The sequence below is a fragment of the Xanthomonas sp. CFBP 8152 genome, from assembly GCF_014199025.1.
In the GTDB taxonomy this organism is placed as follows: Bacteria; Pseudomonadota; Gammaproteobacteria; order Xanthomonadales; family Xanthomonadaceae; genus Xanthomonas; species Xanthomonas arboricola_B.
In genome coordinates, this window is sequence record NZ_JACHNO010000002.1 from 610,685 (window position 1) to 623,316 (window position 12,632).

The following is a 12,632-nucleotide window of genomic DNA, read 5'->3' on the forward strand; positions in this document are numbered from 1 at the left end:
GGCACCAACGTTTTATGCCAGATAAAATTAGAAGTCAAGTTGAAATCCACCTATGATTCTGATCAGCACGAAGAATGGAATTCCTGCTTGCTGTTCCCGTCTTCGCACAAGGCTAAGCAGCGCGGCTTGAGCATTGAAGCCAGGCCGGAAGGGCGTTTACCTTCGCGCAACTTCATCGAGGACGTCCGGGCTTTTTGCGCGCGTGACTTGGAAAGCTCTGGCCGCACTGAGGCAGGAGCCGCAACCTACATCGGGTTGCAAGACATCAAATCGAGGAATTGCCGCGGTGCGTGATCCCGCGGCTCGGCCCCGTTGCGATACCACGGGGCCTCGTCCATCTCAGGCGGCAGGACGTGCGCTGGTGCCGGTTCGCCGCGCACGGGGACGTGATCGAGTACGTCGTAGCGCGTGTCCGTGGCTAGATAATCGATGTCGCCGAACTCACGGCTTTGCCCGCCATCGGACCCAGCCCCGCCCGGCCGGTCGCCTGGCGCACGGACACCAGGTGCTGACGGCCGTCGCTACCGCCGTTCCAGGGCAACACAGTAGCTGCGGCCCCTCGGAGAGAGGTCGAGACGCGCCACCAGGCTGGATGGCCAGCCTGGTGGCGCGGGCGATGAAATGCAGGGCGATGCCGAATACGCCGCGCAGCCGGTAGTCCGCACGTTCCACCGGGCAGGCTGGCTCGGCCGGATCGTCACGAGGACCAGCGCCGCCAGGGGAGCCATCGGGGTCAGTTTTTTTCCCCAGAGATGGAGCGCCGCGGACCTGCCGGCGCGCGGAGCGCCTGCACCCGGCAACCGACCCGGCGCGCGCTGCCCACCAAAAGCGGTGGTCATCGCTTCATGCCGGGCCCGGACCGTCAATCCGCCAACCGCTCCCACAGGAAGCTGTAGGCCAGCGCTGCCATGTGCGCGGCCTGCGCATTGTTGGCTGCACCGCCATGGCCGCCTTCAATGTTCTCGTAGTAGGTCACGTCCTTGCCGGCCTCGATCATCTTGGCGGCCATCTTGCGTGCGTGGCCCGGATGCACGCGGTCGTCGCGCGTGGAGGTGAGGAAGATCACCGGGGGATAGGTCTTCTTCGGGTCGAACAGGTGATACGGCGAGAAGGTCTGGATGAATTTCCAGTCGTCGGTATCCGGGTTTCCGTATTCGGCCATCCACGAGGCACCGGCCAGCAGATGGCTGTAGCGCTTCATGTCCAGCAGCGGCACCTGCACCACCACCGCGCCGAACAGCTCCGGATACTGGGTCAGCATGTTGCCGGTCATCAGGCCGCCATTGCTGCCGCCCTGTACGCCCAGATGCCTGGTCGAGGTGATCTTGCGCGCGACCAAGTCCCTGGCCACGGCGGCCATGTCTTCATAGGCCTTGTGGCGGTTCTGCTTGAGCGCGGCCTGGTGCCAGCGCGGGCCGTATTCGCCACCGCCGCGGATGTTGGCCACCACGTAGACGCCGCCCTTCTCCAGCCAGGCGCGGCCCAATCCGCCGGAATAATTCGGCGTCATCGAAATCTCGAAACCGCCGTAGCCGTACAGCAGGGTCGGCGCGCTGCCATCGAGCTTCAACGCCTTGGGGCGCACCAGGAAATACGGCACGCGGGTGCCGTCCTTGCTGGTGGCGAAGTGCTGCTCGATGCTGTCCTTGCCGGCATCGAAGAACGCCGGCATGGCCTTGAGCGGCTGCGGCGCGCTGCCCACCTCCACCCACGACAAGGTGGTCGGGGTCAGGTAGTCGGTGACGGTCAACCACAGCGCGTCGCTGTCGTCGCTGTCCACCGCGCCGACATCGACGGTACCGAACGCCGGCGCACCGACGAAGGCGCTCTTCTTCCAGCCATCCTGCCCAGGCGTGATCACGCTCAGGCGGTTCTTGACGTCTTCCAGCACGTTCAACACCAGGTGCGAACGCGTCCAGGCGATACCTGCCAGCGAGGTGCTGTCGGTAGGCTCGAACAGCACATCGAAGCTGCGCTTGCCGGCCATGAAGTCGTCAAAGCGCGTCGCCAGCAGCGAGCCGGCCTTGTAGGTCTTGCCGGCCACGGTCCACGGTTCGCGCAGTTCCAGGGTCAGCCATTGCCGCTTGACCGACTTGCTGGCCGAGTTGGGCGCATCCACCTTGACCAGCTTGCCGTCGGCACCCTTGAGATACAGCTCCTCGTTGTAGAAGGCCAGCGTGCGGCTGACGAAATCGCGCTCGAATCCGGGCGTGTCGTCGTGCATCGCGGCGATGTACATGTCGGTCGGCTTGCCCTCGTACACCACCGTGGCGGCGCTGAGCGGAGTGCCGCGCTTCCACTGCTTGGCGATGCGCGGATAGCCGGAGCTGGTCATCGTGCCGGCACCGAAATCGGTGAACACGTACACGGTGTCCTGGTCGATCCAGCCCAGCCCGCCCTTGGATTCGGGACGGAAGAAGCCGTCCTTGACCCACTGCTTGCCGGCCAGGTCGAACTCGCGGGTGACATCGGCATCGGCGCCGCCGCGCGACAGCGCGATCAGGCAGCGCTGGTAATCCGGGCGCAGGCAGTCGGCACCGTGCCAGACCCAGTTCTCGCCTTCGGCCTTGTTGAGCGCATCCAGGTCCAGCACCGTTTCCCACTTGGGTGCCGGCTTGCGGTATTCGTCCAGCGTGGTGCGACGCCACAGGCCGCGCTCGTGCTGCTTGTCCTTCCAGAAATTGTAGTAGTACTCGCCGATCTTCTGCACACCCGGAATCTTCGCATCCGAATCCAGCACTTCGCGGATGCTGGTTTCCATCTGCCTGAAGGCCGGCGTGGCGGCCAGGCGCGCCTCGGTCCTGGCGTTCTGGGCCTTGACCCAGTCCAGCGGCTTGGCGCCGGAGACCTCTTCCAGCCAGGCGTAGGGATCGTTGGACACGGCGGTTTCCTCTGCAGAGACGGCGCCAGCGGTGATCAGACCGGCAACCAGGCAGATCGAGGCGAGTTTGGACATGAATATTTCCGGGAGAACGAACGCCGGGAACGTAGCATAGCCCTCCGCCGCCCGACCCTGCCGAAGGTCAGGCCGCGCGCGCCTGTGTCGCCGCACGCGAAGTGCTGCGTCGGCGTTGCGCTTGCGGCCCGCGCCGACGTGGCGCGCCACGCCGCGCTCCGGGCCGCACCAGGGTCGGCAACGCAAAACGGTGCAGGCTCCACCAGGCCAGCATCGGCATGCCGACCAGCCACAGCGGCAGCCAGCCGATCCATTCGCTGTGGCCACGCGCGGCCGGCCACACCAGCACCAGGGCCAGGCCGGCCAGGGCGATCTGCCGGACCGGGCGCAGCACGCGTGGGTCGGGACGTTCGGAACGACGGGAAGGACGAATCGACATGGCGGCACTCCGTGGCAGGAAGGATCAGAACAGGCCGGCAGGATTGCCTGCGCCCATCTCACCGACTGCGACCTGGAGGCAAAACCCGAAAGACCGTCTGGCCGGACGACTGCGCCAGCCGCAATGCCGCAACCACCGCCTGGTCACCAAGTTGCGCTCTCCCGGATCCGGGCGCGCGGTTGCCGGCCTGAGGCAGCCGCGTGCGCCAGACCCGACCGTTGACGCGAACTTGCCCCCTGCATGCGGTAGTGTGCTGCTCCAACCGCCCCTTTGTGATGTTGCGATGCGCCTGACCGTTACGATCGCCCTCGCTTTTCTGTTCGTCCTCGGCCTGCCCATGGCATCGGCCAAGGACGCCCCTGCCAGCGAGCCGGCGGTTGATCTGTCCAAGATCATGGGCACCTGGTACGTGATTGCGCGCATGCCCAATCCGGTGGAGCGCGGTCACGTCACCAGCCGCGACGAGTACACCCTGGTCGAAGACGGCAAGGTGGCGGTGCGCTATCTGTACCGCGAGGGCTTCGGCGAGCCGGAGAAAGCGGTCAACGCACGCGCCTCGGTGGACGCCGAGAGCGGCAATCGCGACTGGCGGGTGTGGTTCTACAAGGTCATTCCGGCCAAGCAGCGCATCCTGGAAATCGCACCGGACGGTTCGTGGATGCTGATTTCCTACCCCGGCCGCGACCTGGCCTGGATCTTCGCGCGCAAGCCGGACATGAGCCGCGACCAGTACCGCCAACTGGTCGACAAGATGCGCGACGACTATTCCATCTACACCGACAAGCTCAAGCGCGTGCCGCAGTTGCGCGAGCAGGTGGACCGCCTGGGCTTTGAAGTGCCCAACAAGCGCTGATGTTGGGGTGCCGGCCGGCTGCCGGGCCGGATTCGGCTGTTTCGCACCTCAGCTGACCGGAGGCGCCAGGCGGGAATATTCGGCGCAATGCCCCGCCACGCTCAGTCGTAATTGCTCAACGCCAGCGACAGCAGCGCCTTGGCCTGTTCGCGCAGCGAGACCGGCTCGACGATCTCCGCATCCGAGCCGTAATGCAGCACATCCATCAACAATTCGCGCGAGTTGCTATACGGCACCTTGAGCTCGTAACGGCCATCGGCCAGAAAGCGGCCCTGCTGCTTGGAATGCCAATGCTCGTCGGCCACCCAGCGCGCGGCCTTGGCACTGAACACGATGGTGGCCCAGCCCTTGGGCGCGCCGGAAAAGATGCCGTAGCTGGCTGCCAATTGTTCGTCCAGCTCACTGTCGGGCACATCGCGCGGCACGCTCTCGAGCAGGCGTGCGTGATTGATGCGATCCACTGCAAAGCTGCGCACGCCATCGCGGCCGTGATCCCAGGCGTCCAGATACCAGTTGTCGCGGTAATGGGTGATGCGCTGCGGAGACACCGTGCGCTTGGTCGATTCGTCGGTGGAACGGGCGCGGTAGTCGAAGCTCAGCTGCTTGCGCTCCAGCACGCCGGAAGCGACGGTGCGGAAGCTGGCCTCGTCCAGCTTGCGGCCGCGGTGCGGAATCACCCGCACCCGGTCCACCGGCCATTGCGACACACCGGCCTGGGCGGCCAGCAGCCCTTCGATGCGTTGCTGCAACGGCGCCAGCATCGAGGACAACACCCCGCCGCCGGTGCGCGCGAGCAGTTGCTGTGACGCCAGCAATGCGTGCAGCTCCTCCGAACTCAGCCACAGACCGGGCAGTTCGAAGCGGTCGCTTTCGCCGGAGAGATAGCGGAACCCCGATTCGCCGTCGCCCTCCACCGGCGCCATCAGCGCATCGCGCAGGAACGCCAGATCGCGATACACGGTCGCGCGGGAACAGCTCAGCTCATCCTGCAGCCGCGCCACCGTGACCGGGTAGCGTGCCGACTTGAGCAAGCGATGCAGGGAATTGATGCGTTCGTAGCGGTCCATGCGTCGATTATGTCCGAGTCTTTGCGTGGCGGGGTGAGCGTCGATGCCTAGCGGCGATCATGCCTGCATCCACGCCGCTGCGACGCTGCCCGTTTGGCCCGCGCGTTCGTCTGCACCGCGTGCGGACCGGATCTGCCTGCGACGTGCGCGGCCCGGCCCGTCGCCGCTGTCCCGCAGCCAACGCCCCAACCTCTTCTGAAGCGCGGCATTCACCTGCTCATGACGCAGCCGCTCAGTCCGTTATCATGAAATCGCTTCCATCCTGTTTCGCCCCCTGTCTCTCCAAAGCGAGCCGCCCATGCCCCGCCGTACCCCGTTGTCTGCCCTGCTGCCGCTGTTGTTGATCACGCCCACCGTCTGGGCCCAGGCAGTCGCACCGGCGCCGGTGGACCCCGCAGCCGCCGTGATGCCCTCGCCGTGGAGCGGGAGCAGTGGCGAGCTCGGCTACGCCGCCGCCCATGGCAACAGCACCACCGACAGCCTCAACGGCCGGGTCCGCTTGCGTTATACCGACGGCGACTGGATCCACAGCCTGGATGCCACCGCGCTGCGCTCCAGCTCCGAATACACCAATACCAGCGACGACGGCAGCACCTCGCGCGAGCGCCAGACCACTGCCGAGCGCTACACCGGCAGCGCCGGCAGCGCGCTGCAGTTGGGCGAGCACCGCCAGCTCACCGCCACCGGCCGTTACGAACACGACGATTTTGCCACCTACGATCGCCTGGCCACCTTCGGTATCGGTTACGGCACGCGCCTGATCGACGCCGAGCGCTTCTACCTGGATGCGCAGATCGGCCCGGGTATCCGGCGTGCGCACAACAGCGACGAAGACCGCAACGAGACCGGCCTGATCGGACGCGGGCTGTTCGACCTCAAGTACACCGTCACCGACAACACCGATCTGATCAACACGTTGCTGGTGGAATCGGGCGAATACAACACCTACGCGCAGAACGATTTCGGCGTGCAGGTCAGCATGAACTCGCACTTCGCGCTCAAGGCCGCCTGGCAGATGCGCCACAACAGCGAGGTCAGCGACGGCGACAAGAAGACCGACACGCTGACCACGGTCAACCTGGTCTATACGTTCAAGTAAGCAACCGCGAAGGTAGGAGCGGACCTGGCCGCGAGAGCTTTCCCGGTAGAGCCTCTCGCGGCCGGGGCCGCTCCTACGCAGAGCGCGCCTTGCGGGACAGGCCTTGCGCGACGCGGTGGTCAATCGGGTCTACACGTCCGAATACGCAACCGCGCCCTGTAGGAGCGGACCTGGCCGCGAGGGGCTTTCCCGGTAAAGCCCATCGCGGCCAGGTCCGCTCCTACGAAGAGCGGCGCCTCTGGCGGATAGGTCTGCTCGACGCGGCGCTCGATCGGCCGTCGCGTTCGAATCCGCAACCGCGTCCTGTAGGGCGGGCGTTACGTGAGGGCGGGCATTGCTTGCTTGGTGGCGAGGTCTGGACTTGCACTTGCCGCCGCGCCGATGCCGGTTGCGTTACAGGTGACGCAGCGACGTGTTTACAGCTCGGCCAGCAGCTGCGCGGCGCCCTTGTCGAACAGACCTTGCGCGACCAGGCGGCCGAGTGCTTCGGTGTCGTCGGCGCTGCCGTGCGCGTCGGCGTGGATCAGGCGTCCATCGCTGGCGCTGCCGACCATGCCCTGCAGGAACAGGCCCTGCCCCTCCCAGCGCGCGAACGCCGCCACCGGCACATGACAGCTGCCGTGCAGCGCGCGATTCATCGCCCGCTCCGCTTCCACGCAGGCGCGCGTGCGGCCGGCATCCAGCACCGCCAGCAGGCCGTGGATGCGCGCATCGTCGCCACGGCATTCCACCGCCACCGCGCCCTGGGCCGGCGCCGGCAACCAGTCGGGGGCGTCCAGGCGCGCAGTGATGCGCGCATCCAGGCCCAGCCGCTGCAGGCCGGCGCAGGCCAGCACGATGGCGTCGTAACCGCCGTTGTCGAGCTTGGCCAGGCGGGTGTTGACGTTGCCGCGCAGGTCGATCAATTCCAGATCCGGACGTGCCGCGCGCAACTGCGCCTGACGCCGCAAGGAGGACGTGCCCACGCGTGCGCCCAGCGGCAGCGCCTGCAGGCTGGCATAAAGATTGGACACCAGTGCATCGGCGGCGTCGCCACGCTCCATGATCGCCGGCAGCACGAAGGGCGCGTCCAGCTCCATCGGCACATCCTTGAGCGAATGCACCGCGCAATCGGCCTCGCCGCGCAGCATCGCCAGCTCCAGTTCCTTCAGGAACAGGCCCTTGCCGCCGATCGCGGCCAGCGAGCGGTCCAGCACCTCGTCGCCGCGGGTGCTCATCGGCACCAGCGCGACCTCCAGCCCCGGGTGGTGCTGGCGCAGCGCTGCGGCGACGTGTTCGCTCTGCCAGAGGGCGAGCGGGCTCTTACGGGTAGCGATGCGGAGCGTGGTCATCGGGCCATTATCACGGACCGGGCGCGTAACTCCTACCTGGAGCGCACGTCGGCGCCCGCACCGCCGAGCACCAAGGCGCCCCACCGCACGCGGCATGCCACGCGCTAACGCAATTGCTCGCGCAGGCTGGCCACGCAGCGGCGGCTCACTTCCAGGGGTTGCGGCACATTGCGCAGGACCGCGTGCACCTGGCCATCGCCGCTGCGTCGCAGTTCCACCAGCTCGGCGCGCGCGACCAGACAATTGCGGTGGATGCGCACCAGACGGTCGGCGAATTCGTCTTCCAGCGATTTGAGCGACTCTTCGATCAAGTCCTCGCCACGGGTGTGGTGGACGATGACGTACTTTTCCTCGGCCTGCAGGTAGCGGATGTCGCCGATGGCGATCAGCCGCAGGCTGCCGCGCAGGCGCGCGCACAGGTGCGTGCGCAGCGGTGGCGGCGTGGCGCTGGGAGCGCGCCCGGCCAGAAAGGTGACCACCTTTTCCAGTGCGGCGGTCAGGCGTTCGGGGCGCACCGGTTTCATCAGGTAATCCAGCGCTGCGGCGTCGAAGGCCGACAACGCGTGCTGGTCGTAGGCGGTGCAGAACACCACCGCCGGCTGCGGCTGGCTCTGGCGCAGCAGGCGCGCGGTTTCCAGGCCGTCGACGCCGGGCATGGCGATGTCCAGCAACACCAGATCCGGATGCAGATGGTGGCACTGCTGCAGCACCTGCTGGCCGTTTTCGGCCTCGCCGATCACTTCGACGTGCGGATGTTCGCCCAGCAGCAGGCGCAGGCGCTCGCGCGCCAGCGGCTCGTCGTCGGCGATCAGCACCCGCACTTGCGTGGCCGTCATGGACATCCCCCTTCGCTGCAGCGACTCCCCCGTCACGGCAGCGGCAATGTGATCTCGCAGGCATAGTAGCCTTCGGCCCAGCTGGCCGCCATCCGTGCCCCGGCACCGAACTGGAACGCCAGCCGGTGCGAGATGCTGGCCTGGGCGTGCCCGGCCCCGGCCACCAGCGGCAACTGGGTCCCCGGCTGCGGGGCGGGATTGACGATGCGGATCTGCAACTGGTTGCCGCGCTGGCGCAGCGACAGGTACAGCGTGCCGCCCTCGGGCATGCGCGAGACGCCGTGCAGCACGGCGTTTTCCACCAGCGGCTGCAGCACCAGGCGCGGCATCGGCAGCTCCCACGGCAACGGCTCCTGGCGGTGCCAGCGCACTTGCAGGCGCTCGCCCAGGCGCAGTGATTCGATCGCCAAGTAGCGTTCGGCCAGTTCGCACTCGGCGCGCAGGCTGGACACGCCCTCGCCGGCACCGAGCGCGGCACGGAACAGATCCGATAGGTCCAGCACCGCCTGCTCGGCCACCACCGGGTCGCGGCGCAACAGGCTGGCGATAAGATTCATGCTGTTGAACAGGAAATGCGGGCGGATGCGTGCCTGCAAGGCATCGGCCTGGGCACGCGCATTGGCCTGCACCTGCGCTTCCCAGCGGTCGCTGACGTAGAAGTAGCGCAGCGCCAGCGCGGTGATCAGCACCACCGTCGCCGCGCTGCCCAGGGTGAACCGCCAGAAGCCGACCAGGGAACCAAGTGGCGCCTGGTCGAGCGCCGCATATAGGGCGTGCACGATGCCGGCGCCGAGCATGGCCACCACCGCGGCGATCGACAGCGCGGCCAGCGCCCCCACGCGTGGTGGCAGCCGCGACAACGAAGGCCGCAGCACGCACAGCAGCACGCTGACCGCCAGCGCCAGCCACAGCGCCAGGCCGCTGGCCGAGACAAAGCGCGACACGGTGATGCTGCGCGCCGCGCCGGCGTCGGGCACCAGGGTCACCACCAGCACCACCAGTTCGGCCAGGCCCAGCATGGCGCCCAACCGTGGCAGCCGGCACAGGTCCGGCATCCAGGCGATCCGGGGCGCGTGCTGGGCCACGGTCTCAGGCGGCGGTAAAGCGCGCCTGCATCCAGCTGCGCAGGGCGTCGATCTCTTCCAGGCAGACCTGGTGGCCCATCGGGTAGGTGTGCCAGTCCAGTTCGAAGCCGAGCGTGCGCAGGGTCTGCATGCTGGCCTGGCCGGCGCCGAACGGCACCACCGGATCGGCCGTGCCGTGGGCCATGAACAGCGGTTGGCGGGAAGCGGCCGGCTGCAGCTGACTGGCCGCCGCCGGGTCGGGCAGATAGGTGGACAGGGCGATCAACCCGGCCAGCGGTACGCTGCGCTGCAGCCCGACCGCCAGGGTCACCGCGCCGCCTTGCGAGAACCCGGCCAGCAGCATGCGCTCGGGCGCGATGCCTCGGGATTGCTCATGGGCGATCAACGCCTCGACCTGGGCCACCGATTCGGCGATGCCCGCCTTGTCGGCACGGGTGGCGAAATCCATGCCGACGATGTCGTACCAGCCGCGCATGCGCACGCCATTGTTGATGGTGATCGGGCGGATCGGCGCATGCGGAAACACGAAGCGCAGCGCCGGCCAATCCGGGCGCACCAGTTCCGGCACCATCGGGGCGAAATCGCTGCCATCGGCGCCCAGGCCGTGCAGCCACAGCACGGTCCATTGCGGGTTCGGTCCGGTCTCGCGTTCGATCACTTCCAGCATCATCCAGCTCCGCTTGCGGGCTGGGCATTATGCCTTGCGCCATCGGCCGGGCCGATCACGGACCGCCAAACCACACGTATCGCCCGTTCCCGACGCCTGTCGCGGCAGCTGGCGCGACAGGCACGGAGGCCGCCAGACGCATCGGTCCCGCCATGCGCCTGGCGCGCGCTCAGATCAGCGACGGCTCCAGTGCGGCGGCGCGGCGCAGCTCGGCCGCACGCACCAGCACCTTGGGCGGATCGAGCTCTTCGGGAATGCAGAAGATTCCCGCGCGGCGCAGGCCCAGGCCGATGCGGCGCAGCGAGGTCAGCGCCACCACCGGAATCGACACCGCCATGCCCACGATCACCGGCGCCATCCAGGCCGCCAGCGACGGCGACACCGTATAGGCCACCGCCCCCATGAACAGGCCGAACACGGTCAGCCCGCCATAGCTGCCCAACAGCGCCGGCCACGACAGCTTGCCGTCGTCGCGCACCTGCGCATCCCAGCCCGAATCCTTGCCGGCCAGCACTTCGAACACGCCGCGCGACTGCAGGTACATCACCACCGGCGCCATCAGGGCCGCCAGCACGGTTTCCAGCAGGATGCTCAGCAGCGCGCGGATCGCGCCGCCGCAGGCGCGCAGCTCGCGCGGGTTGAGCAGCAGCGCGATGTAGCCGAGCAGCTTGGGCGCCAGCAGCACGAACATGGTGCAGACGAAGATCCAGATCGCATTGCCCTGGCTGCTGCCATGCCAGTAACGGGCAGGCGAGAACGGCAGGTCGCCGGCCAGATCGATGCCGCCGCCGGCCAGCGGAATGCCGATGCCGATCAGCATCAGCAGGCCCCACATCGGCGCGGTGAAGTAATGTCCGATGCCGATCAGCATGTGCATGCGGCTGATCCAGTGCAGGCCTTTGGCGCCGACCACCTTGGCGTGCTGCAGGTTGCCCTGGCACCAGCGGCGGTCGCGGATCAACAGGTCGGTCAGCGTGGGCGGGCCTTCTTCGTAGCTGCCCTGCAGGTAAGGCACCATGTGCATGGCCCAGCCGCCGCGCCGCATCAGCGCGGCTTCGACGAAATCGTGGCTGAGCACATGGCCGCCGAACGGCTTGCGCCCGCGCAGCGACGGCAGGCCGGCGTGATCGGCGAAGGCCTGGGTGCGGATGATGGCGTTGTGGCCCCAGTAATTGCTCTCGGCACCGTGCCACCAGGCCACGCCGAAGGCGATGATCGGCCCGTACACGCGCCCGCCGAACTGCTGCATGCGGGCGAACAGGGTCTGCCCGTTGACCACCGCCGGCAGGGTCTGGATCAGGCCCACGTCCGGATTGTTTTCCATGCCGGCGACCAACCGCACGATGGTGTCGCCGGTCATTACGCTGTCGGCGTCCAGGATCAGCATCTGCGGGTAGTTGCCGCCGAAACGGCGCACCCAGTCGGCGACATTGCCGGCCTTGCGCGCGGCGTTGTCGGCGCGGCGGCGGTAGAAGATGCGCCCGTGTCCGCCGACGCGATCGCACAGCTCGTTGTAGACCAGTTCCTCGGCAGCGCCGATATGTTCGCGGGTGGTGTCGCTGAGCACGAAGAAATCGAAATGTGCCAGCTGGCCGGTCTCGGCCACCGATTCGTAGATCGCCTGCAGGCCGGCCAGCAGCCGGCGCGGGTCTTCGTTGTAGGTCGGCATCAGCAACGCGGTGCGCGTGTGCAGGGTCGGCAGCGGCGCATCCGGATCGATGCCGAGCTTGCGTCCGGCGCGCGCCACCACGGTGACGAAGCCGGCCACCGCGCTGGCAAAGGACATCGCGATCCAGGCGAACAGCAGCACGAACAGGCCAAGCAGGCAGCCTTCCAGCACGCTGAGGCCATCGGGCCACAGCACGCTGAGCATCACCCATACCGCTACCGCGGTAGTGGCGAAGGTGCCGCCGATCAGATAGAAACGCCGCAGGCCGATGCCGACCGGCGCGGTGCGCTGATGCGGCACCTGCAGACGGCCTTCGCGCAGGGATTGCTCGGGCATGGCCAGCGGCGCTTCCGGTGGCAGCGTGGGCTGACCGGCATCGAGGGCCGAAATGGGGGGCAGATCGGTTGGTGCGGGGGAAAAAGTCACAGTGCCGTCCATCAAGGCTGCCCGCCGCACGATCGCGGCAGTGTGGGCTGAAGCGGGAGATCCCTCCCCGCTAGGCGTGGCAACGTCGCCGCGTGCGCTGCGGTCCGGGCAGGCCCGACAGCGCGCGACCGCGTCGCAAAATTGGCAGCTCTAAGACCACTCCGATGCACAAGCTCTCCTGGCTGCGACGATGACGTCACGGCTCATCTTAAGGAATCGACCGTTAAAGGAAACGAAGGCCGCGCCGCGGTCTTCGCCCCACCC

The 12,632-nt window shown here is 67.5% G+C and carries 11 protein-coding genes; 3 read left to right on the forward strand and 8 right to left on the reverse strand.

Translation table 11 applies throughout. The features are described from left to right. Window positions 1–39: 39 nt before the first annotated feature. Entirely contained in the window at window positions 40–294 is a 255-nt protein-coding gene (locus FHT09_RS10280) for a hypothetical protein (RefSeq protein ID WP_146094418.1), read from the forward strand. A gap of 568 nt (window positions 295–862) precedes the next feature. Here the strand turns inward: FHT09_RS10280 and FHT09_RS10285 are convergent. After that, window positions 863–2,956, reverse strand: coding sequence for a prolyl oligopeptidase family serine peptidase (locus tag FHT09_RS10285; RefSeq protein ID WP_104606536.1), 2,094 nt, complete (start codon window positions 2,954–2,956; stop codon window positions 863–865). Window positions 2,957–3,023: 67 nt separating this feature from the next. Continuing rightward, a complete protein-coding gene (locus FHT09_RS10290) occupies window positions 3,024–3,335 on the reverse strand; it encodes a hypothetical protein (protein ID WP_104538612.1) in 312 nt (103 codons plus the stop codon). Window positions 3,336–3,618: 283 nt separating this feature from the next. Between FHT09_RS10290 and FHT09_RS10295 the strand changes: the two genes are divergently transcribed. Next, a complete protein-coding gene (locus FHT09_RS10295) occupies window positions 3,619–4,188 on the forward strand; it encodes a lipocalin family protein (RefSeq protein WP_104606537.1) in 570 nt (189 codons plus the stop codon). Window positions 4,189–4,289: 101 nt separating this feature from the next. On the opposite strand, the gene FHT09_RS10300 is transcribed toward FHT09_RS10295, so the two are convergent. Further along, complete coding sequence (locus tag FHT09_RS10300) at window positions 4,290–5,255, reverse strand: YafY family protein (RefSeq protein ID WP_024940221.1); 966 nt, start codon at window positions 5,253–5,255, stop codon at window positions 4,290–4,292. 298 nt (window positions 5,256–5,553) lie between these two features. Here FHT09_RS10300 and FHT09_RS10305 point away from each other — a divergent pair, with 298 nt between their 5' ends. After that, on the forward strand, window positions 5,554–6,354 hold the full coding sequence (locus FHT09_RS10305; protein WP_104606538.1) for a DUF481 domain-containing protein: 801 nt from the start codon (window positions 5,554–5,556) through the stop codon (window positions 6,352–6,354). 416 nt (window positions 6,355–6,770) lie between these two features. On the opposite strand, the gene hemC is transcribed toward FHT09_RS10305, so the two are convergent. From hemC to mdoH, 5 genes are all read right to left on the reverse strand, one after another. After that, window positions 6,771–7,685, reverse strand: coding sequence for a hydroxymethylbilane synthase (hemC, locus tag FHT09_RS10310; RefSeq protein WP_104538615.1), 915 nt, complete (start codon window positions 7,683–7,685; stop codon window positions 6,771–6,773). Window positions 7,686–7,789: 104 nt separating this feature from the next. Then, on the reverse strand, window positions 7,790–8,521 hold the full coding sequence (locus tag FHT09_RS10315) for a LytTR family DNA-binding domain-containing protein (RefSeq protein WP_166775058.1): 732 nt from the start codon (window positions 8,519–8,521) through the stop codon (window positions 7,790–7,792). Between the two features lie 32 nt (window positions 8,522–8,553). Then, the gene (locus FHT09_RS10320; RefSeq protein WP_104606539.1) at window positions 8,554–9,606 is read right to left on the reverse strand and encodes a sensor histidine kinase; all 1,053 of its coding nucleotides are present in this window, start codon (window positions 9,604–9,606) and stop codon (window positions 8,554–8,556) included. Between the two features lie 4 nt (window positions 9,607–9,610). Then, the gene (locus tag FHT09_RS10325) at window positions 9,611–10,276 is read right to left on the reverse strand and encodes an alpha/beta hydrolase (RefSeq protein WP_104606540.1); all 666 of its coding nucleotides are present in this window, start codon (window positions 10,274–10,276) and stop codon (window positions 9,611–9,613) included. A 166-nt stretch (window positions 10,277–10,442) separates the two neighbouring features. Continuing rightward, window positions 10,443–12,380, reverse strand: coding sequence for a glucans biosynthesis glucosyltransferase MdoH (gene mdoH / locus FHT09_RS10330; RefSeq protein WP_104606541.1), 1,938 nt, complete (start codon window positions 12,378–12,380; stop codon window positions 10,443–10,445). Between the last annotated feature and the right edge of the window lie 252 nt (window positions 12,381–12,632).